This is a genomic window from Streptomyces sp. SD15 (assembly GCF_054462255.1).
On record NZ_JBTLMO010000009.1, the window covers coordinates 201,846 to 223,164 of the forward strand.

20 protein-coding genes and 1 pseudogene are annotated in these 21,319 nt (G+C 68.1%); 10 read left to right on the top strand and 11 right to left on the bottom strand.

The window, feature by feature from the left end; genetic code table 11:
* Positions 1-344: 344 nt before the first annotated feature.
* The 4 genes and pseudogenes from ACX28W_RS12075 to ilvA all read right to left on the bottom strand — a co-directional run.
* Positions 345-507: pseudogene (locus ACX28W_RS12075) on the bottom strand (DUF4291 family protein); the annotation flags it as partial.
* 359 nt (positions 508-866) lie between these two features.
* The gene (locus ACX28W_RS12080; protein WP_458998895.1) at positions 867-1,718 is read right to left on the bottom strand and encodes an ABC transporter permease; all 852 of its coding nucleotides are present in this window, start codon (positions 1,716-1,718) and stop codon (positions 867-869) included.
* A complete protein-coding gene (locus ACX28W_RS12085) occupies positions 1,715-2,725 on the bottom strand; it encodes an ATP-binding cassette domain-containing protein (protein WP_458998896.1) in 1,011 nt (336 codons plus the stop codon). The genes ACX28W_RS12080 and ACX28W_RS12085 overlap by 4 nt, the downstream gene beginning before the upstream one ends.
* A gap of 158 nt (positions 2,726-2,883) precedes the next feature.
* A complete protein-coding gene (gene ilvA / locus ACX28W_RS12090; RefSeq protein WP_458998897.1) occupies positions 2,884-4,113 on the bottom strand; it encodes a threonine ammonia-lyase in 1,230 nt (409 codons plus the stop codon).
* A gap of 164 nt (positions 4,114-4,277) precedes the next feature.
* Between ilvA and ACX28W_RS12095 the strand changes: the two genes are divergently transcribed.
* The 3 genes from ACX28W_RS12095 (at position 4,278) to ACX28W_RS12105 (ending at position 5,751) form a co-directional block, all read left to right on the top strand.
* Entirely contained in the window at positions 4,278-4,781 is a 504-nt protein-coding gene (locus ACX28W_RS12095; RefSeq protein WP_458998920.1) for a MarR family winged helix-turn-helix transcriptional regulator, read from the top strand.
* A 227-nt stretch (positions 4,782-5,008) separates the two neighbouring features.
* Positions 5,009-5,506, top strand: a complete 498-nt coding sequence (locus ACX28W_RS12100; protein ID WP_458998898.1) for a sigma factor-like helix-turn-helix DNA-binding protein — start codon at positions 5,009-5,011, stop codon at positions 5,504-5,506.
* Complete coding sequence (locus ACX28W_RS12105) at positions 5,503-5,751, top strand: hypothetical protein (protein ID WP_458998899.1); 249 nt, start codon at positions 5,503-5,505, stop codon at positions 5,749-5,751. The genes ACX28W_RS12100 and ACX28W_RS12105 overlap by 4 nt, the downstream gene beginning before the upstream one ends.
* Positions 5,752-5,777: 26 nt before the next feature.
* Here the strand turns inward: ACX28W_RS12105 and ACX28W_RS12110 are convergent, their stop codons facing one another.
* Entirely contained in the window at positions 5,778-6,932 is a 1,155-nt protein-coding gene (locus ACX28W_RS12110; protein ID WP_362074081.1) for a cystathionine gamma-synthase, read from the bottom strand.
* A gap of 111 nt (positions 6,933-7,043) precedes the next feature.
* On the opposite strand from ACX28W_RS12110, the gene ACX28W_RS12115 reads away from it, so the two are divergent.
* Together ACX28W_RS12115 and msrA are read left to right on the top strand one after the other, a co-directional pair.
* The gene (locus tag ACX28W_RS12115) at positions 7,044-8,162 is read left to right on the top strand and encodes a hypothetical protein (RefSeq protein WP_458998900.1); all 1,119 of its coding nucleotides are present in this window, start codon (positions 7,044-7,046) and stop codon (positions 8,160-8,162) included.
* Positions 8,163-8,227: 65 nt separating this feature from the next.
* A complete protein-coding gene (gene msrA, locus ACX28W_RS12120) occupies positions 8,228-8,905 on the top strand; it encodes a peptide-methionine (S)-S-oxide reductase MsrA (protein WP_458998901.1) in 678 nt (225 codons plus the stop codon).
* 53 nt (positions 8,906-8,958) lie between these two features.
* Here the strand turns inward: msrA and ACX28W_RS12125 are convergent, their stop codons facing one another.
* The 4 genes from ACX28W_RS12125 to ACX28W_RS12140 form a co-directional block, all read right to left on the bottom strand.
* Entirely contained in the window at positions 8,959-10,173 is a 1,215-nt protein-coding gene (locus ACX28W_RS12125; protein ID WP_458998902.1) for a cytochrome P450, read from the bottom strand.
* 13 nt (positions 10,174-10,186) lie between these two features.
* Positions 10,187-11,578, bottom strand: a complete 1,392-nt coding sequence (locus ACX28W_RS12130) for an NAD(P)/FAD-dependent oxidoreductase (protein WP_458998903.1) — start codon at positions 11,576-11,578, stop codon at positions 10,187-10,189.
* Positions 11,575-11,802 carry a ferredoxin gene (locus ACX28W_RS12135; protein WP_458998904.1) on the bottom strand — a complete coding sequence of 76 codons (228 nt, stop codon included), beginning with the start codon at positions 11,800-11,802 and terminating at the stop codon, positions 11,575-11,577. Before ACX28W_RS12135 ends, ACX28W_RS12130 begins: the two co-directional genes overlap by 4 nt.
* 390 nt (positions 11,803-12,192) lie before the next feature.
* Positions 12,193-12,870: a GAP family protein gene (locus ACX28W_RS12140; protein ID WP_458998905.1), complete on the bottom strand. Its 678-nt coding sequence runs from the start codon at positions 12,868-12,870 to the stop codon at positions 12,193-12,195.
* A gap of 297 nt (positions 12,871-13,167) precedes the next feature.
* Here ACX28W_RS12140 and ACX28W_RS12145 point away from each other — a divergent pair, with 297 nt between their 5' ends.
* The 3 genes from ACX28W_RS12145 (at position 13,168) to ACX28W_RS12155 (ending at position 14,653) form a co-directional block, all read left to right on the top strand.
* Complete coding sequence (locus tag ACX28W_RS12145; RefSeq protein WP_458998921.1) at positions 13,168-13,350, top strand: DUF4291 family protein; 183 nt, start codon at positions 13,168-13,170, stop codon at positions 13,348-13,350.
* Between the two features lie 271 nt (positions 13,351-13,621).
* Complete coding sequence (locus tag ACX28W_RS12150; RefSeq protein WP_458998906.1) at positions 13,622-14,074, top strand: SRPBCC family protein; 453 nt, start codon at positions 13,622-13,624, stop codon at positions 14,072-14,074.
* A gap of 294 nt (positions 14,075-14,368) precedes the next feature.
* Positions 14,369-14,653, top strand: a complete 285-nt coding sequence (locus tag ACX28W_RS12155; RefSeq protein ID WP_458998907.1) for a hypothetical protein — start codon at positions 14,369-14,371, stop codon at positions 14,651-14,653.
* A 302-nt stretch (positions 14,654-14,955) separates the two neighbouring features.
* On the opposite strand, the gene ACX28W_RS12160 is transcribed toward ACX28W_RS12155, so the two are convergent.
* Both ACX28W_RS12160 and ACX28W_RS12165 read right to left on the bottom strand, forming a co-directional pair.
* Positions 14,956-16,350, bottom strand: coding sequence for a hypothetical protein (locus tag ACX28W_RS12160; RefSeq protein WP_458998908.1), 1,395 nt, complete (start codon positions 16,348-16,350; stop codon positions 14,956-14,958).
* A gap of 541 nt (positions 16,351-16,891) precedes the next feature.
* On the bottom strand, positions 16,892-18,952 hold the full coding sequence (locus tag ACX28W_RS12165) for a restriction endonuclease (protein WP_458998909.1): 2,061 nt from the start codon (positions 18,950-18,952) through the stop codon (positions 16,892-16,894).
* A 419-nt stretch (positions 18,953-19,371) separates the two neighbouring features.
* Here ACX28W_RS12165 and ACX28W_RS12170 point away from each other — a divergent pair, with 419 nt between their 5' ends.
* Complete coding sequence (locus ACX28W_RS12170; RefSeq protein ID WP_458998910.1) at positions 19,372-20,553, top strand: helix-turn-helix domain-containing protein; 1,182 nt, start codon at positions 19,372-19,374, stop codon at positions 20,551-20,553.
* Between the two features lie 317 nt (positions 20,554-20,870).
* Entirely contained in the window at positions 20,871-21,107 is a 237-nt protein-coding gene (locus ACX28W_RS12175) for a DUF7848 domain-containing protein (RefSeq protein WP_458998911.1), read from the top strand.
* Positions 21,108-21,319: the final 212 nt, after the last annotated feature.

Sequence of the window (21,319 nt, forward strand, 5' to 3'; positions counted from 1 at the left end):
CCACCTTTCTTTGCGATATTTCGTCATTCCGTGTCCGGGTCTGGAGACTGACTACCCCTTCTTCCGCGTGGACACCGTGTCGCCGTACCGAAATAACCCGTACGGGGCCGCGCGATAGGCCCGGTGGCGGCATGTACAACGAGGCCCTTCCGGGAGAGCGGGAAAAACCGCGAGAGGAGCAAGCGTTCGAACGCTTAGCGATCTTTCCTCCGCGCCAAGTCTCCAAGGAGACCTGTGCCGCGAGCGCCACAGGGGGCCACCAACATTCGAACAAATGACCCTCCCATGGTTTTCCCACTCTCCATGACGGACAAGTTTGCCGAACGGCCGACTGCCGCCCGGGACAGGAAGGCCGGCTTGATCCACGTCATCCGGTCCCGCTTCCACTTGGCGGGAAAACGGCCCTCCCGGACGGGCGGGCAGGCCGATCTCCGGTGAGTACGCCTGGTAGACGGTGATCGTGGACGCCGCGTGCACCGCACGGATCCCGCGCTGCGGTTCTTCCATGGCGTACAGCGTGCGGCCGACCGGTTCCCGTCGGCCATTGATTTTCGCGTGTGCCGTGACGTCACCCAGGCGCCACGGCACACGTACTGAGCAAGTAGTCGCCGACCCCTCGGGTGCGGCTGAGGCCCCGTCGGGCGCTGTGACTCACAGGCTGAGGCAGGGCCCTGAGCCCCTCACGCGGAAAGGGGACGCTGTTGATCAAAGCCGCCTCGCCAGATGAGACCCGCGGGGCGGAATCAACCAATGGCGTTCATCTCCTGGAGGGGCTTCGAGGTGGGTCATCGTTCCTGGTCAGAGGCGCGCCCAGGCCAACTGCACCCTAGCCAACTTTGGCGGACAGAATCCGGAAAGCAGAGCCATCAACCAGCCGCCCGGCGGTACTTGCGGACCGCGAGCGTCCGAAAGATCAGGATGATCACGACCGACCAGATCAGCGAGGCCCATACGGGGTGCTGCATGGGCCAGGCGTCGGGCGTCTGGAAGCCCGGGGGAAGGTTGCCGAACAGCTCGCGGCACGCCTGCACGGTGGCGCTGAACGGGTTCCACTCCGCGATGTGCCGCAAGAAGGACGGCATCTGGTTCGCGTCTACGAAGGCGTTCGAGATGAATGTCAGCGGAAACAGCCAGATCAGGCCACCCGAGGTCGCTGCTTCAGGAGTGCGCACGGACAGGCCGATGAGCGCGCCGATCCAGGAAAACGCGTACCCGAGTAGCAGCAGCAGGCCGAATCCAGCGAGCACCTTGCCGAGGTTCTCGTGTGTGCGCCAGCCGACGATCACGGCGACGACCGCCAGCACGACGAGAGTGAGCGCCGTCTGCACCAGGTCGGCAATGGTGCGGCCGGTCAGCACCGCACCACGTGACATCGGCAGGGAGCGGAAGCGGTCGATGAGGCCCTTGTGCATATCGTCGGCGATGCCCGCACCCGCGCCCGCCGTGGCGAACGTGACGGTCTGGGCGAAGATGCCAGCCATCAGGAACTCGCGGTAGGCCTGGGTGGAGCTGGACGAGCCGACCTGGATCGAGCCGCCGAACACGTAGGTGAACAGCACCACGAACATGATGGGCTGGATCAGCCCAAAAATGAGCATCTCGGGAATCCTGCCCATGCGAATCAGATTCCGGCGGGCGATGACCAACGAGTCCCGGACGGACTGGCCGATCGGGTTCGAGGGCGCCGCGACCTGCACGGCGTCGGTGACGGCGCTCACTTGGTGGTCTCCTTCTTGCGCGCTTGGGCCTTGCGGTCGTCAGCCGTCCCGGAGCCCTCTTCCCGCTCTTCGGCCAGGTGGCCCGTGAGCGAGATGAAGACGTCGTCCAGGGTCGGGCGGCGCAGACCGATGTCGTCGATCTCGATGCCGCGGGTGTCCAGCTCGCGGATGACCTCCGCGAGGAGCTTCGCGCCGCCGGTGACGGGCACGGTGAGCCTGCGGGTGTGCTCCTCCACCGTGGTCTCGCCCTTGCCGAAGCCGCGCAGCACCTCGGCCGCGGTCACCATGTGCTCGCGCTCGTGCACGACCACCTCGACGCGCTCACCGCCCGTCTGCGCCTTGAGCTGGTCGGCGGTGCCGCGGGCGATGACGCGGCCGTGGTCGACCACGCAGATGTCGTGCGCGAGGTGGTCGGCCTCTTCCAGGTACTGCGTGGTCAGCAGCAGCGTCGTACCGCCGGAGACCAGCTGCTTGATGACCTCCCACAGCTGCTGGCGGTTGCGCGGGTCGAGGCCGGTCGTCGGCTCGTCCATGAACATCACCGGAGGCGAGACGACCAGGGCGGCCGCCAGGTCCAGCCGGCGGCGCATACCGCCCGAGTACGTCTTCGCGGTGCGGTCGGCGGCGTCCGCGAGGTTGAACTGCTCGAGCAGCTCGTCCGCCCGCACCTTCGCGGCCTTCGCCCGCATCTGGTAGAGCTGGCCGACCATCTGCAGGTTCTCGCGGCCGGTCAGGTACTCGTCGACGGCGGCGAACTGTCCGGAGAGGCCCACCCTGCGCCGTACCGCGTCGGGGTGCTTGAGCACGTCGATTCCGGCCACGACCGCCTTTCCGCTGTCGGGCCGCAGGAGGGTGGTCAGACAGCGGACGGCGGTCGTCTTACCCGCGCCGTTCGGCCCGAGCAGGCCCAGGACGGTGCCTTCCGGGACATCGAGATCGACGCCGTCCAGAGCCCTTACGTCACCGAAGGTCTTCACCAGACCTTCGGCGTAGATGGCTCCTGGCATGTGTTTTCTCCACGTCGTTGGGGGTTTTTACGAGTCGGGACTTCACGCTGAGCCACACCATAACGCGATGTATCGCGTTGCTCAACGGATTTTTTCCATCGGAGACAAGGGCGAACGACAACGGCGGACGACGCCGACGGACGACGGCGGCCCCGACCTCAGTCGATGACCATGTAGCCCGCCTCGCGCAGCGCGCGCTCGACCTCGGCGCAGTGCTCCGGCCCCTTCGTCTCCAGGTGCAGCTCGACCTCCACCTCCGTGAGCCCGAGCCGTGGGTCGGTCCGTACATGGCTCACGTCGAGGACGTTAGCGTCCGCCACTGACAACACCCCAAGAAGTGTGGCCAGGGCGCCGGGACGGTCCGTCAGCCGCAGGGTGACCGCGAGATAGCGGCCGCCGGCGGCCATGCCGTGGCGCAGGATGCGCTGCATCAGCAGCGGGTCCACATTGCCGCCCGACAACAGGGCGACGACCGGCCCCTCGAAGGCCTTGGGCTCCCGCAGCAGCGCCGCGACCGGGCTCGCGCCGGCCGGTTCGACGACCAGCTTGGCGCGCTCCAGGCAGAGCAGCAGCGCGCTGGACAGATTGTCCTCGGAGACCGTGCGGACCTCGTCCACCAGATCCCCGACGAGCTGGAACGGCACGTCGCCCGGCCGCCCGACCTTGATGCCGTCGGCCATCGTCGCCGGATTCTCGATCGTCACCGGACGCCCGGCCGCCAGCGAGGGCGGATACGCCGCCGCGCCCGCCGCCTGCACACCGACGACCCGCACGTCGGGACGGAGCGCCTTCACCGCGACCGCGACCCCCGCGGCAAGGCCGCCGCCACCGATACCGACGACGATCGTGCGCACCTCGGGGCACTGCTCCAGGATCTCCAGGCCGACCGTGCCCTGACCGGCGATGATGTCGGGGTGGTCGAAGGGGTGGATGAACACCGCACCCGTCCGGGCCGCGTACTCCTGGGCGGCGGCCAGCGTCTCGTCCACCACCTGCCCGTACAGCCTCACCTCGGCGCCGTAGTCGCGGGTGGCCGCTACCTTCGGCAGCGGGGCGCCGGTCGGCATGAAGACCGTGGAACGCACGCCGAGCAGCGAGGAGGCCAGCGCGACGCCCTGCGCGTGGTTGCCGGCGCTCGCGGCGACCACACCCGCGGCGCGCTCCTCGGGCAGCAGCCCCGCGATCCGCACGTACGCGCCACGCAGTTTGAACGAGCCCGTGCGCTGGAGGTTCTCGCACTTGAAGTGCACCGGAGCGCCCACCAGCTGGGACAGATACCTGCTGCCCTCCATCGCGGTCATCCGCGCCACGCCCGTGAGCATCTTCTGGGCGCCTCGTACGTCGTCCAGAGTCACCCTGGGCAAGGAGTCAGCCGTGCTGTAGCTCATGACCACCAGTCTCGCAGTTCACACGGGCGCACTCCTGGCGTGACCAAGGTCCGAGACCGGTTTTCGCAGCGCCCGTACGGCCCACGCCCCAGCCGCGTACCCTGTCCCCCAACCCAGCTCCCCACGCATGAATTGAGCCCCCGGCCATGCCCACAACACCAGAGATGTCGATGGACATGACGACCGTCGGTGACACCGGTCTTCTCGAAACGCTGCAGCACGAGGTCGCGGTGTTCGCGCGCCGTGCCGAACAGACCCGGCTCGGCGGAGTGGGGCAGGTGCGCAACTCCATGGACCGCGCCGCATACCTGCTGCTCAACCGCCTCGACAACGAGGGCCCGATGGGCGTCAAGGCGCTCGCCGCGAGCATGGGCATCGACTCGTCGACGGTCACCCGGCAGGTGGCCCCGCTGGTCGACACCGGCCTCGTCAAGCGCACCTCGCACCCCGAGGACGGGCGCGCCGTGGTGCTCCAGCTGTCGCCGCGCGGGCAGTCCCGCCTCGACGAAGTGCGCTCCTCCAGGCGTCAGTTGATGGCCGAGCTGACACACGACTGGGCGCCGGAGGAGCGCGAGGCCTTCTGCACGCTCCTCACGCGCTTCAATGGCGCGCTGTCGGCACGCATGGCCCCCACGGGGGTCACGACGGCGGAGCAGCCGGACTCCTGACGTCCCGGAGTCGTCGCGCCCCGCAGCCCTGACGTCCCGGAGTCGTCGCGTTCCACAGCCCTGGCGTGCCGCAGTCCTGGCGTTCGTCAGTCCTGGCATCCCGGAGTCTTGACCGGAAGGCAGCACCTGGCCTCATATGAGACCGGGTCCTTGTCGCACGCGGTGCGGCCCGTCGTACCCGGCCGGGGCCCCGTTGCCCTCAGGGTCGCCCTCGGGCGGGAGGCGTGGTGCGAGAACGGCGTGCGTCGCAAGGCGCCCGCCGGGCCCGGGAGTTCGAGGCGTTCGTCGCGGGCGCGGCAGGGCGGTTGCTGCATGCCGCCACCCTGCTCACGGCGGAACCTCCGCACGCCAACCCGCGCGCGCGGCGCCTGCTGACGCTGGCCCTCGCCCACACGTACGCCTCCTGGGACCGGCTGCGCGGCGAGGACCCGTACGACCGGGCCCGTCGGCATCTGGCCGTGCGCTTCGCGCGCGGCGCCTGGCACCCGTACGGAAGCTTCGGGCGGGCCCGCCCGTCCACCGGCGGCGTCCTGGCCGGGCTCGCCCCCCAGGACCGGCTGGTCCTGGTCCTCAGGCTGTACGAGGGGGTCGCCGAGGAACAGACGGCGGCCCTGCTCGGACTCCCCACGGAACGGGTCCGCACGATCTGCGCCCGCGCGACCGCGACACTGCTGCACCCGCCGCGCGGACCGGCATCGGCGGTGGCGGAGGTGGCACCCTCATGAACCAGCGCGAGCGGGAGGCAGCCGTACGGCGGATGCTGGAGCAGGCGCCGCCCCCGCTGCCGCCCGACCTGTACGCGGACGTCGTGCGCCGGGGCGGCCGCATGCTGCGTCGCGGGACGGTGGCCCGGCGTCTGCTGTGGCTGCTGCTGTTCGCGGCGGCCGTCGCCTTCGTGGTCTGGGCGACGACGGCCCGCCCCTGGGTGGAGCCGCCGTCGGAGACGACTCCACCGCTGAGGGGCTGGTAGGCCTCTGCCAGGCCGTTCCCTGATGCCTAGCCCAGGGCCTGCTGGAGGTCCTGGAGCAGGTCGTCGACGTTCTCGATGCCCACGGAGAGGCGGACGAGGTCGGCGGGCACCTCGAGCGCCGAGCCGGCCGCGGACGCGTGCGTCATACGCCCCGGGTGCTCGATCAGGGATTCCACACCCCCCAGGGACTCACCGAGCGTGAACACCTTGGCGCGGTTGCAGACCTCCACGGCCGCCTCCTCGCCGCCCTCGACCTGGAACGAGACCATGCCGCCGAACGCCTTCATCTGCTTGGCCGCGATCTCGTGACCGGGGTGCTCCGGGAGGCCGGGGTACAGCACGCGCGTCACGCGCGCGTGCCGGGTCAGCATGTCGGCGACCTTGGTGGCGTTCTCGCTGTGCCGGTCCATACGCACGGGGAGCGTCTTGGCGCCGCGCAGCACCAGCCAGGAGTCGAAGGGCCCGGCGACCGCGCCCATCGCGTTCTGGTGGTACGCCAGTTCGTCGCCGAGCTCCTGGTCGCCGACGATCAGCGCACCGCCGACGACGTCCGAGTGCCCGCCCATGTACTTGGTCAGCGAGTGCACGACGACGTCCGCACCGAGCGCGAGCGGCTGCTGCAGATAAGGCGTGGCGAAGGTGTTGTCGACGACGAGCTTGGCACCCGCCTCCCGCGCGACCTGGGCGACCGCGGCGATGTCGGTGATGCCGAGGAGCGGGTTCGAGGGCGTCTCCACCCAGATGACCTTCGTCTTCGGGGTGAGGGCGGCTCGTACGGAGTCGAGGTCGCTCGTGTCCGCCACGGACCACTCCACACCCCACCGCGAGACCACCTTCGCGAAGAGGCGGAACGTACCGCCGTACGCGTCATTGGGGATGACCACGTGGTCGCCGGGGCTGAGCAGCGTACGCAACAGGCAGTCCTCGGCCGCCAGTCCGGACGCGAACGCAAGGCCGCGGCGACCGCCCTCCAGGGCGGCGAGGTTCTCTTCGAGGGCGGTCCTGGTGGGGTTGGCGCTACGGCTGTACTCGTAGCCGCCGCGCAGCCCGCCGACGCCGTCCTGCTTGTAGGTCGAGACCTGGTAGATCGGCGGGACGACCGCGCCGGTGAGGGGATCGGCGGTGTTGCCCGCGTGGATCGCGAGGGTCTCGAAGTGCTGACTGATGTGCCTGTCGCTCATGGGTCCCGAGCGTAATGCGCCCACGCGTCCGGTGACGTCCGCGAGGCCCTGCGAGCGAGTTCGTGGGGACCGGGTTCGCCAATTGTCGGACCCGTCTGGTTCGCTTGAGGCATGGAGATTCTCTGGGTCCTGATGGCGTTGGCCATGTTCACGCTGGTCCTGCTGCCGGTGCTCAGGCGTAGGCGCGCCGGTATTCAGCTGGTCTCGCCCGCCGACCCGGACGCCGCGGACCCGGCGAACTACGGATTCCTGCGGCAGGAGCAGCTGGACATCCGCATGCCCGGGGCGGACCAGGACCTGCTGGACGTGCTGGACCTGGTGCAGCGCACGCAGGACTACCGCTCGGCGTCGCAGCTGCTCTCGGGCACGGAGCGGGACGGCGAGCAGCGATGGCAGCGGGTGCAGGCCTTCGCGGGTGCCGCCTCGCTGGAGCTGGCGCAGCACCCCGGCGGGGTGAGCGAGACGCCGGGCGGCCAGTGGCTGCGGGTGTGGCGGGCCGAGGCGCCCAAGGACGCGGGCGGCTCGGCGGTGCACGCGGAGTTCCTGGTGCAGCAGGCGTGGCGTACGGCGACGCCGGGCACGGACGAGTTCCGGATCATCATGGAGGAGGCGAAGGCGGCCTGCGGCGAGGCGGCGCTCCTCGCCCCCGGGGACCCGATCCCGTACATCGTCGAGCTGTCGGTGGCCCGCGGACTCGCCTACTCCCAGCCGGAGTTCGAGCAGCTCTGGCTGAAGATCCTGGATCGCGCGCCGTCCCACATGGGCGCGCACCTGGCCGCCCTGCACTACTGGTGCGAGAAGTGGCACGGCTCGCGCGAGGTGGCGTACTCCTTCGCCGAGGCCGCGGCGGCCCGCGCCCCACAGGGCTCTCTCCTCGCCGCGATGCCCCTCTTCGCGGTCTTCGAGCACCTCCCCGAGGTGAATCTGGTCCGCAGCTTCTACCAGAGCGAGGTCGTCACCAAGGCGGTGCACGGCGCGCTTTTCGCGGTGCACGCGGCCCGTCCCGACGACCCGATGCTGGCGCACGTCCGTCACCTCCTGATCTTCTTCCTGGTCCGCAGCGAGCGCTGGGCCGAGGCGATGAACCAGCTGGTGCACGTGGACGGTCACATCGGCGCGCTCCCCTGGACCCTGACCTCCGACCCGGCGGCGGAGTTCGCGGTCTACCGCGCGCTGGCGGTGGCGGGATACGAGGCGAACGGGGGCAGCCCGGCGACGCTGCCACGCTGAGGAATGCCGGGCCCCGCTCGTACGTTGGAGGGCGTGCCCCCTCGGACCGACCTCGTGGAGACCGCATGTTTCTGCACAGCCGTACGCCGCAGCTCCCCACCGCGGAGCAGGCCCTGCGCGGTCGCCCGGAGCCGACGTTCACGGTCCCCGACCGGCACACGGTCCTCGGCACCCCACTGCTCGGCCCCTACCCCGAGGGCCTGGAGATCGCCGACTTCGGCCTGGGCTGCTTCTGGGGCGCCGAGCGCAAGTTCTGGCAGCTCCCGGCCGGCGTGTACACCACCCTGGTCGGCTACCAGGGCGGCTTCACCGAGCACCCCGCGTACGAGGAGGTCTGCTCGGGCCTGACCGGCCACACCGAGGCGGTCCGCGTGGTCTACGACCCGTCCCTCGTCTCGTACGAGACCCTCCTCAAGCTCTTCTGGGAATCCCACAACCCGACCCAGGGCTTCCGCCAGGGCAACGACGTCGGCACCCAGTACCGCTCCGCGATCTACACCCACACCCCGGACCAGGCGGCGACCGCCGAGGCCTCCCGCGAGGCCTACCAGAAGGTCCTCACAGGGTCGGGCTACGGCACGATCACGACCGAACTCCTCCCGGCGGAGGGCCGCACCTTCTATCCGGCCGAGGGATACCACCAGCAGTACCTCGACAAGAATCCGGCGGGGTACTGCGGGATCGGCGGAACCGGTGTCTCTTGCCCGATCGGTGTGGCCAAGGCCGACAAGGCCGATGGCTGAGCCTTCGGGCCCTGCTCCGGCCTTCGACGGGCACCGGATCAGCGAGGGGGCACTCAGCTCTGCTCGATGGGGAGATGGATGGGACCGCGCAGGACGGGGCTGGTCCGGTACGGCGGCGGGTCGGCGACCAGCCTGGGCCCGTCCAGGCGACGTACGAGCTCGTTCAGCGCGATCTGGGTCTCCAGCCGGGCCATCGGTCCACCGAAGCACAGGTGGATGCCGCTGCCGAACCCCAGATGCTGGTTGTCCTGCCGGTCGGGGTCGAAGCGGTCGGGATCGTCGAAGCGGTCCGGATCGCGGCTGCCCGAGGCGAGCATGAGCATGATCTGCGAGCCCTTGGGGATGACGGTGTCGGCGACGGTGATGTCGCTGTACGCCGCCCGCCACGGAATGATGTGCACGGGGGGCTCGTAGCGCAGCAGTTCCTCGACCAGCGGCACGACCAGGTCCGGTTCGTCGCGCAGCCGCTGCAGCACTTGCGGGTGGCGCAGCAGGGTCAGCATGCCGTTGGTGATGAGGTTGACGGTGGTCTCGTGGCCGGCGATGAGCAGCAGGTTGGCGGTGCTGATGATTTCCTCGTCGGTCATCCGCCCGTCGGGCCCGTCGTCGTTGGCCAGCCGTGTCAACAGGTCGTCGCCGGGGCGGCCGTGGCGTTGTTCCAGCAGCCCGCCGAGATACTGGCGAAGGTCCTTGGTGGCCTGCACGCCGTTGTCCAGTTTCTCCTTCGGGTCGGTCTTGGGGTTGTAGTCGATCGAGTCGATGATGGCGTTCACCCACAGGTGGAACCGCGATTCGTCCTCGCGTGGTACGCCGAGCAGGTGGCAGATCACGGTGACGGGGAACGGGTAGGCGAAGTCGTCGACGATGTCGATCTGCTGCTTGCCCGCGAAGTCGTCGATCAGGCTGCTGACGGTGGCGGTCAGGTCGGGTTCCATGCCGGCCACCAGTCCCGGGGTGTGCGGGGGGCCGAAGTGGCGCATCGCCAGGCGCCGCAAGCGGTCGTGCTCGGGCGGGTCGAGGTTGATGAACGACGGCGTGGCACGTCCCTCGACCGCGGGCATCGGTCGTGACAGGTTGCGGACGTCGGAGCTCAGGTGCGGGTCGTGCAGTATGCCGGTGAGCTCGCGATAGGTGCTGATGACGTAGCTGCCGTCCTCCTGCAGGGCCACCGGTGTCTTGCGCAGCTCGGCGTACAGCGGGTACGGGTCGGCCCGGGCGGAGTAGTCGAGGATCCGGGGCAGGATGTCGGGCGTCTCGGTCGTGGTCATGTCGCTTTCCCTCCTACCGGTGCTGCCGCACTGCTGTGACGCGCCGTTCGCCCGGGTCATGGCCCGTGACGATCACCGTGGCGCCCTGGGCGAGCAGCACGGGGCCGGGGAAGTCGACGGGCACCGGTTTCGCGTCGACGGGCTGGTCGGGCGTGGGGCAGGGGGGCGGGAAGGGCGCGGCCGTGGCGATCAGCTGCCGGTAGTGGTCCAGCCACTTCGCGTTGTTGAAGCTGACGGCCGCGGTGACGCGGCCCTGGTACCCGTACGCGGCGACGAAGCGGTGGTCGGGCACGGATCCCTGGGTGACGACGACCTCGTCGGCGTAGGTCGGTACACCGACGGACTTGATGTTGACGCCGAACTGGATCGACCAGAACGCCGGGATGGACAGGTGCGGCCAGCGGTCCGCCTGGGCGCTGACCATGTTGTGCGCCGCGATCTCGGCCTGCTCCACGGCGTTGGCCCAGTGTTCCAGCGAGATGAACCGGTATTCGTAGATCGGGTTCGGGCAGCGTGCCACGTCTCCGGCGACGAAGATGTCGTCGGTGACCAGGCCGTTGAGGTCGAAGGCGCGGCAGCCCGCGTCGCAGGCCACTCCCCATACGCCCACCGCCAGTCCCGAGTCCCGCAGCCACTCGGTGTTGCGGATGCCCCCGAGCGCCACCACCGCCACGTCGGCGTCGACCGTGCTGCCGTCGGAGAAGTGAGCGCGGCGAAACCGCCCCTGCGCGTCGCCCTCCAGCTGGGTGACTTTGACACCGCAGCGCAGGTCCACACCGTGGGCGCGCTGCATGTCGGCGGCGACCTCGCCGATCATGGCGCCGAGTCCCCCGACCAGCGGGGCCGGCGCGAGCTCGGCGACGGTCACCGCGATGTCACGCTCGCGGCAGATGGAGGCGATCTCGGAGCCGGTGAAGCCCGCGCCGATGATCAGTACGCGGGAGGGCCCTGCGGCGATCGCTCGCTGCAGGCCCTCGGCGTCCCCACGCGTGCGAACGACGAACACTCCCTCCAGGGCCGCCTCGGCCTCGACGAACCAGGGCCGGGCCCGTACCCCGGTGGAGATCAACATGCGGTCGAAGGGAACCTCGCGGCCGTCGGCCAGGTGCACGTTGTTGGTCGCCAGGTCCAGCCCGTCGGCAGGTACGCCCAGGAGCCACTCCGCCTCGATGTCACGACGTCGCGGCAGCGTGGTGTCCCCGGCCGACACCCACCCGGTCAGTACCTGCTTGGACAGGGGAGGCCGGTCGTAGGGCTCGCCCAACTCGTCACCGATCATGGTCAACGAACCGGTGAAACCCTCGTTGCGCAGCGCCTCCGCGGCTCGCAGTCCCGCCAGCGACGCCCCGACGATCACGACGCGGCCGTCGCGCTTGAACCCTTGCAGGGTGTCGGCACTGCTCATGACGGCGACGCCCCCACCGGCGCGTCCCGTCCCTCCAGTTGGTCGACCAGAATGGCCTGGAGCGGACAGGCTGCCGCGGCGCGCAGCACCTGCTCGCGCTGGACGTCGTCGGGCTTCGGGTGGTACATCAGCGCTTCCTCGCCGTGCATCCGGAAAGCGTCCGGAGCCAGGAACGCGCACTGCGCATACCCCTGACACCGGGAAAGATCAACGACAACTTTCATCCCGAACTCCGTTTCAGGGACGCAAAGCTGCGGGCCCTGAGGCAGCACCACTACGGCGCCCAAAGCGCGAGGCACGCCTTCGAAGAAGGGAATCGGCTGTTGCTCACCCCTGCGAATGCGAAGGGGTGCACCACGCACGTCAAAGGTCTCCGCAGGAAGAATCGATCATCGCGAATGAGGCCCGGGCGTCTGCAAAACCGCCCGGAGAACCTGACCTTGCCGTCAAAAAGCGTATCCCGCGCGCATGTCGTCCGCACCCCGGGAAAGGGCCGTGCGGGCGTCGCTCACCCCAGCAAGCCAGAGGGCGTTGAAGCTGCCGGCGTACTCGCGCGTGGGGTCCCTGGTCTCGCGTTTCAGTTTCAGCAAGAAGCGCGGTTGCTGTGGCCGCTGTCAGGAGGTGAGGATGGCGATGCCGTCGCCGAGCAGTTTCACCCCCATGACGAAGAACAGGACTGCCATCACGGCGACGTTGTGCTGCGCGGCCCAGTCTTTCCAGCCGCCGAGCGTGGTCTTTGCTCGGTCTCCCCCGATCAGGAAGACTCCCAGCGGGGCCAGCAGCCCGAGTGAGCCGATCAGTACGAAGATCGCCAGCGAGGCGATCTGCTGCCCGACAGGAAGCCCGGCCGAAGCGATCGAGGCGCCTGCGGCGATGGTCAGCGGGGCGTTCTTGGCATTGAGCGCGGCCAGGGCCACGGCAAGTCCGAAGACCTTCAGCGGCGTGAGTTGGTCGATCGTGGCCATCCACTTCGGCAGCTGCGCCTCCGAGGCATCCTTCGGGCGCCGACGCCACAGCCGAGCGCCGAAGAGGACGAGCAGCACGCCCAGGGCAAGCTTGAGGCCGCCCACCCAGGTGGCCGGCTGACTCTTGGTGGAGGCGCCCCCTGGGCCGGCGATCGCCAGCACCACCCCGCCCAGCGCGAAGAGCCCGAGAACCCAGCCGGCGGCGAACAGTAACCCGTTGAGCCGCCCCCGAGGCGTGGCGAGTACGAGAATCATCGCGATGATCGGGAGCGGGCTGACGGCGACGGCGGCCGCAAAACCCAGGACATCACCGAGAACCTGACCCATGGCAGCCTCCAGTAGGGGATCGAAGCGATCGGACTGGGCAGGCTTGGCAGGAGTCGACCCGGCAGCCCGTGCGGAGAGCCGCCTGACTGTGCTGGGCAGAGCACTGGGCCACAGACCTTCAGACACCTCCACAGACATCCTCGACCGGACATCGCCCAGCCGCACGACGCGGGCGCCCAAGGGGTGAGCCGCGCCGGACCACCGCGCGGCACGCCTTCATGCAGCCTGGAGAATCTCCGACGTCGCGTGTGAGGCTGCTCGATGCGGGAGGCGTACCTGGACCCCACGCTGTACGCCATGGAAGAGCCCCGGCGCGGGATCCAGGCGGTCTACACAGCATCCACGGTCACCGTCCACCAGGCACACTCTCCGGAAATCGGCCAACTCGCCGCCGAAGAGGGCCATTTCCCTCCGGCGCGGAAACGGGACCGGATGACGTGGATCATCAAGCCGCGTTCGCAAACTCTTCGCAGCCGGTAGGGCGGTCCGGATGGACGCCCAGCCATCTGTTGGTAGTGCAAACGGCGCAGCCTCAGCGGTCGATCGACCAGGGCGCATCAGAGGGCGGGAAAGATCGCAGCAAGGATGTGATCGATGATTCTGAACGCTTCCTCCGGGCTCATTCGAACCGCTCTCTACCCGCATTCTCGCCCAATTGAGAAAAGCCCCGGCAAGACCGATGAGTCTCCGCGTCCACGGGTGTCTACAGGTGCGACAGTCCCGACCAGGCACGAAAACGAGGAGACGAAGCATGAGTACCGAGCAGGCCACCCCGGCCAACGGCTTCTCCTACAAGCTGACCCGAACGCTCGACGCCTCCGCGGTGAAGGTGTGGCGGGCGTGGACCACTCCCGAGCAGTACGCCCGGTGGGCTTACGCCGTTGCCGGCTCCGTCGAGATGGACGTACGGCCGGGCGGAGCGTGGAAGGCCACGGTGGTCACGCCCGACGGCGGACAGTTCCCGCTGACCGGCTCCTATCTTGAGGTCGCCGAGAACCGCCTCCTGGTGGTCGGCATGGACGTACCCGGCAAGCCCGCGCCGGCAGCCATGACCATGGAACTCGACGAGCAGAACGACCACCACACGCAGATCGTGCTCCACCAGACCTGCGACACCGCCGAGGAACGCGACACGGCCGAGCAGGGCAGCACCATGCTCCTCGACAGCCTGAGCGCCTTCCTGGCCGATGAGGCGAGGAACTGACCCTGCTCAGAACCACCAACCGCCCGTGGATCACGGGGGCAGGCCGGAACGCGCCCGATTCTGCCCCCGGCCGACTGCCTGTGCAGTTCGATCTTCTCCGTGACCAGGACGGGTATTGCATGCCGTCTCGTGGCAGACGTGCGCAGGGCCGTGTGTCCGGGCCTGCGGCCGCCGTTCGGATCACTCAAGGCGGCCCTTCAGGTGATTGCCGGACGCCTCATGAGCCCGGCAGCCGTCGCAGGGGTACGACGTCTCAGCAGAGGACGAACCCAGAACGCCGTGAGGAGCTTGGCGATGTACGCAGCAGTCCGGCGGTACGAAGGGGTGACCGATTCGGCCGAGGCGGCACGTCTCGTGAACGAGGGGTTCGTGCCGCTCATGCGCCAGGTCTCCGGCTTCGTGGCCTACTACTGGATCGATGCCGGGGACGGAGTGATGGTCTCGACCAGCGTCTTCCAGGACCAGGCCGGTGCCGAGGAATCGATCTCGAGGGCTGCGGACTTCGTGCGGGTCAACCTTGCGTCACTGCTCCCCAACCCTCCCCAGGTCATGGCCGGCGAGGTGGTGGCTTCCGCATGACAGCGTTCGGACCAGCCACATGAGATGGCCTCCAAAGCTGTACCGGCCTGCAGTGCGCACATGGTCGCCCTTCACAGAGTTGATCCCGCGAGGTGCGTCGGCCGCAATGAGGCCTGTGAACACGGCTTGACATTGGTCATCAAGGCGCATTCACAGCCCTTTCCATGTGGGAAGACGACAGAAACCCGCAGGCAGAGACCCAGCTGGAGCGCATGCTTCCGCGGTCAACCAGCACACGCCGCGCGGGTGACCAACCCTCGTCCGCGCGACGCAGTGTTCGCGTTACTCCTGATCTGCCAGTTTCAGCGAGGGATGCCTGCATCATCCAGGTATTGGTGCATGACTTCCGCGGGAAGGCTCGGGTTGCTGAGGGCGCGGGAGGAGGTCTCCGGATTCCCGCAGCTTTCGAGAATGAGATCGACTGGCAGCGCGGGGTGCGCGGCTGCCGTGGCACGTACATGATCGTCGGGGTCGGCAAGCAGCCGGACCACAGTGTCGACGGGCGCTTCGGAGTCCAGCCCCACCAGCCGTCGTTTCTCTGGATCCGGGTCGTTGGCGAAGCGTTGCCAGCAGCCCGCGCCCGGGAAGTTCGGGTGGCTCAGCAGAGCGCCCCTGGTGATGACCTTGCAGTCCAGATACGTCTGCAGCACCACCTCGCCGTCGACGGTCGGTTGGTTCTCACACAGAAGGAGTCGTACGGGGTAGTCGTCGTCCTTCGAGAGCAGGTCGATGGCGTCGGCAGGCAGGTGCCGGCTGTAAGTGGCGCTGCGCCGTAGCAGGGTGTTGGCCGACTTGGCGCATTGGCGCAAGAGGTCGGGATCGGTGCAGAGGCGAACCCATTCGACGGGATGGAGCCGGTCGGACGAGCTGATGGTGACGTCAATGGCGGTGCGTTCTGTCTCTGTCAGCTCGGGGCGTACCGATACCGCCAGCCGTACGCTGTGCGCGTCGTCGTTCGCCAACCCACGGACGATGTCGATGGGAACGTTGAGGTTGGCCGCCAGCCCCCGCCGGTCCTCCTCTTCGGTACTTGCTGCGAGGCCTTCGGCGGTCGCCGTACTCATGGCGCCGTACCGGATCACATCCCGCCTGTCGAGGTAGCCAATTCCTGCGCCGAGAAGAAGGTCCGTACAGCCCGCGTCATCGCGGCAGGCCTCGATCATGGCCGCCTGACGGACTTTGTCATCAGCGTCGCGGAGCAGACGGCTTCGGGTGTCCTCGGACAACAAGGTCCACTGGCGGCAGGCTGCCTGCCGAAGGTCCGCGTCCTGGTGGTCGGCGAGCCCGGCGACCAGGGTCGGAGCTGTGTGGCGGCAGAAGGCCGCGCTTCGGCGGACCCGCAGTTCCGGATCGGCAAGCAGGCGCTGCTGAGTGGACAGGGGCAGTGGCGGCGTTGGAATGCGGAACCAGTCGGGTCCGATGGCCAGAGCATGGCGGACGCGTGGATCGGGATCGTTTACGAGCTTGGCGCGTTGTTCCGCCGGCACCGAGACGTTCTCAGTGAGCACGGTCCGCAGCCTGTGGTCGGGATGCGCAACGATGGCGTCAACCACCTCGTCCGGCAGGGCGCGCCAGGCGATCGTGCTCCGGGCCGCAATGGCTTCCTCGCACAGCAGCCTGGTCAAGACGTCGGCCGGCGCCGCAGGATTTCGCGCGATCGCAGCGATCGTCTCGCGGTGACCGCAATCTCCACACATGGTGGGCCTCCCTATTCGCCAGCGGCCGTCGCAGGCCCGCAGATTGTGTGCATGCCACGTTTACAAGGTCAACGCCGGCGATCATGCGCTGCCGCACGTCCGGAGAGTGGCGAGCGGCTTTCCGGGGCGGTCCGAGATCCGGATCGATGCGGCTTTCGCCGGTGCTGCGCTGCCGGTGATCGAAGCACGATGGAACTGCCGAGCAGCTCGCTGAAGACTGCCTCCGGTATCGTCGCCGGGCCCAGCGCCAGGCGCCCCGCCCCCTAATAGGGTCTGTGAACACGGCTTGACGTGGGTCATCAAGCCGCGTTCACAACCCCTTTTCAGAGGCGGGGACGTTGCTGTCTGCTACGGAAGGATTGCCACGGCCTCCTTCTTGCGTCGGGCGAGGCTGCCTGGAGCGTAGACATGCAGCGGGACACGTTGGCCATGTGACTGGCGGTCATGCCGCGCAGTCACGACGGCTGACGGTCTTCGAGATCTCCCAAGCGACAACGCACGTGGGCCCCAGGCGAGGGCAGCAGCTGAACCCACGGCGGAACTATTCCACCGCGATGCCGAAATCCCGCACGAGTTCTTCCAGACCATGCATGTAGCCCTTGCCGCCCAGGACGAAGTCCCAGTCTCCGTTGGAGCGTCGGCGGAAGGAACCGAGTACCAAGGCGGTTTCGCGAGACCGGCCGTCGGAGACTTCGAGCTGTCCCAGCTCAGTGAGTCTCGGGTCGAGCAGTCGGATGCGGGCGTTCGTGAAACCGGAGAGGTCGGCGTCAGGGTTGACCTCGGGGTCGATAGCGGCCACGAGCACGAATCGGTCGGCTTCGTCCGGCAACCCGTCGAACGACACACAGATTGCGGCCTTGTCAGGCGCGGTGGCGGGAAGAGCGCGCACAGCGCCGTCCGGTGTGTGCGGATTGTTGAAGAAGACGAAGTGATCGTCGCTGAGGACGCGCTTGCCACGGCAGACGAGCGCACACACGTCCAGGGCGACGCTTCCGGTCCACGACATGCCCAGCACGTTGTAGTCGTCGGGCAACGGGGTGTCCGAACCCGGCAGGGTGGGCGACGCCGCAGTCCGAGGCCCACCCTGGCCCAGCCGTCCCCGCAGCCCGTGACGGTGCAGCAGGTCGACGAGCTCAGTGCCCGAGATCAGTTCCAGTGGCTTGCCGTTGGCGAAGGTGTGTGAGCCAGGGCCGAAACCCGAAGTCGTCACCAAGACGCCCTTGTTGGCGCCGGCATCCTGCACGGTCCCGTACAAGTCCCGTACAGCGGTGGGCGGAACGGTGTTGCGGTAGCGCTTCACCTGCACGACGATCTTGCCGCCGCGGATCGGCGTCGGATCCAGGGCATCGACGTCCACGCCGCCATCGTTGGAGCGTTGGGTGGTGACCGCCTGCATCCCCATGGCCCGGAAGAGATCGGCAACGAGATTCTCGAAGGCGATCGGATCCATGTCGTACAGGTCGGGTTCTTCATCGCCGCCATGCGTGACAACGCGGTTTCCCACTTCCTGTGGCCGGCGACTCGGCCGTACTGGCGTGAGTTGGTCGGGTCGAGCCGACAGTTGCCCGCGCAGAGCGTCGGCCAGGCAGCTGCCTGCGTCCACCTGCGCCAAGTGCAGGGTGCGGAACGTGGAGCGTGAAGCCATGACGGTTGCCAGGTAGATGTGGCCCGGTCGGCCCGTCGTAGGGTCGTGCCCATCCACGAACCCGTTCAAGGTCACCGATTCGAGCGCGCTCAGCTCATCCGCGGCAAAGAGTTCGTGCAGGACGAGCAGCATGCACTGCGCGAGAATCTCCCGGTACAGGGCGCGACGCTGACCCGCTGGGCGGGGCGTCTCCTTGTCCTGATCCACCCCGGACATGTACCGAACGGCCTTGACCTCGGGGATGATGCCGTAGGCGGGCAGCTCCCAGTCCAGCACCAGCTGTCGAGCTGCTGGATCGTAGGCGGCCACCACCTGACGTGGGAAACCCTCCGGCCAGGCAGTGGAGGCGTAGAGAGCGCCGGAGAAATACTCGACCACCGACTCAGGATCGCCGAGTCTTACTGCCTCCGTCACCTCGGCGATGCCCGAGTTGTGTCGGCGCACCTCGGCCAACTGGGCTTCGGCCCAATGCTGGTACTCCCGCTGATACACCGCCAACTGATGTTGCCGCTGAGTCTCCGCCGTCTGGGCGGCGTGCCAGTCCCGCTCGAAGCGCGCCCTTGCCTCTGCCTGCGCCTGGGCCCGACGATTGGCGCTCCACCCGCTCTGCGTTTGGTACTGCTGGAAATCCGGCATGGGCACGGGCTGCGCCAGTGCTCCTGGAGCGAAGGGCTGGACCTCCTCGGGGCGCAAGAGAGAGGAAGCCCTGAAAGCCGGAGCCTGACAGCCCGTCGCGAGCAGTCCTTGCAGTGACGCAACCTGTGCGTCCAGTTCCTCCGTGCGGCGCAGAGCCTCTGCCTGCCTGTACTCACGGTGACTCTGTGCAGCCCGCCTCTGATAGGCACGTGCTTGCTGCGCGTCTTGTCTCCGCCGTCTGGCTTCTGCTTCCATCTGGCGCTGCTGCTGTCGTTGCATTTCAGCCCAGACGCCGACAAAGCCGGTAGAGCGACGACTCATGTGGTGCTGGCCCTCCCCGAGGCACTCTGGTTGTCCCCACAACCAGTTGTAACGAGACGACTCTATCCAGCAATTGCCGTGACGCATATCCACTCGTCATGGACAACCGCTCGTACCGTCCCGCAGGTCAACGTGAGCATGACCAGCTGTGGCACTACTCCCGCAGCGCGGGCCGCGCGTAGGGGAGTCCAAGAAGAGCGGGACGTCGCTGGGATCAGACAAACGGGGCCGGCTGGTTCCCCGCCCCTGAGCTCGCCTTCGTCACCCTCGCGGTCATGGGCGGATGCCCTTCCAGGGGCACACGGCACCACAGACTCGCCGGGACCAGCGTTTCTTGCCCGATCGGTGTCGCCCCTGCTGGAGAGCGACGGGTACGGGAAGCCTGCACGGACACCCGATCGTCGCCGTACGCTCGAATCATGAGCGCCAACATCGGCAAGCGGCTTCAAGAAGTACGCAAGCGGCGTGGCATGACACAGCGTCAGCTGGCGAGCGATTCCGGCGTTTCTCTCTCCTTGATCCGGAAACTGGAGCAGGGGGAGAGGGCTGACACGCGCCTGGAGACGGCGCGCCAACTGGCGCAGACGCTGCGCGTGCCAACGACAAGCCTCATCGCCGATCACGAGGATGCCCCAGACGCGGCGCCCGGTTCGTTTGAGCGTTGGGAGGCTGTCCGGCGTGCTCTGTTGGCTCCAGTGCATGCCGACGGCCTGAGCGAGGAGCCGACCGCAAACGGCGTACAGGAGGCCCTGGAGTCTGCCCTGCCGCTCTTCTCCGGTGACCGTTTCGCGGAGCTGAGCGTTATTCTTCCGCCGTTGCTCCGGGATACCGATCTCATCGCCGACAGCGGACCCCAAGGACGAGCGATCCGTGTCCGGCTCACGCAACTGACAGGCTGGCTACTCACCCAGACACGGCAGTTCGAGGCGGCGGACATCGCCCTCACGCGATCTCTCGACGACGCCTCGGACCGGCTACAGGCAGCGGCGACCGTGAGTACTCAGTGCTGGCTCCTGCTACGTCGCGGTCGGCTGGCCGAGGCGCGAGAGCTGGCAACCAGGTGGGCGGATGAAGTGGAGCCGCGCATCTCGCGGGCGACTCCAGCGGAACTGAGCGCGTGGGGGTGGCTGCTGTTGCGGTCCTCCGCTGCCGCGATCCGGGACAACCGGCCCGGGGAGGCCGAGGACACCTTGCGGTACGCCAACTCTGCGGCGGTGGCGATGGGACGCGAGTTCGCGCCGCGTGACGACTTCTTGCAAGCCTTCGGCCCGGTAACGGTGGCTCTGAAGCGTGCCGAGAACGCCATGATCGTCGACAAGCCGGACCTGGTGCTCAAGCTCGCGGCACGCATCCCCACCGGAGGCATGCGACCCACGTCCAACAACCGCAATCGTCACCTCTTGGACGTGGCGGAGGCACACGTCCGCTCGCGCGACTACGCGAAGACGGTTGAGGTCCTGCAAGGCATCAGCGCGGTCGCGCCCCAGTGGCTGCCCAACCAGCGGTACGCACGAGACATCTTCAACCGGGTGATCGCCCGTCGGCGCGCTCTCACGCCAGAGATGCGGAGCCTTGCCGACGCGATCGGTGTACCACTGTGACGCGGTGTGGCACTTCGGTCTGACACCTCGCGAAAGTGCCATTGAGGCGTGTCTGCGCTGTTACCTAGCGTCATTGGCATGGCGACTCAAGGAAGAGAAGCAGAGACGGCCGTGCCCGAGGTTGGGGCGCTGATGTACGACCCGGCGACGCGCAATGTCGGGGAGTACCAGGGAGCGGCAGGGCCCCACGCCATGCTGAGGCCGATGGGCGGCGGTCGTGAGTGGGAGGCAGACCCGACACGTATTCGCCCAGCCACGGTGGCGGAAAGGCTCAGCGCTGGTGTGAAGGCCGCCAACCTGCGAGCGGAGCGGGGCCTGTGAGCGCACGTTCGGTAATCCGTCACGAGACGTGGACGCTGGCGCCGGACCGCGAGCCGGACGCGGAGCCAACCACGTACGCGATGGAGTGCGCGGTGTGTGGGGAGTCCTCGGCGGCCAACCGGGACTTCGCCTACCCGCAAGGCTGGGCGCTGTCGCACTCCGGCCGGAACCCGTCGCACCACACCTTCCGGGAGGTCATCATCCGCCCGTGGCGCACTTGGCGGCACTTGTGATGCGCCGTTTCCTGGGCTGGTTACGCCGCTGCGCCGGACCGCCCGAGCACTGACAGACGAGGGTCACATGCCACAACAGGCTGGCCGGGACAGGCGTCAAGCTAAGACGGTGTCCTACGCGTAGGACACCGTCTAACTGATCGTTTCAGAATGAGGTTCGGAGTCGTCTCAAGCAGATGATGCTGCAGGCGAGTTGGAGTAGGCCGAGGTGG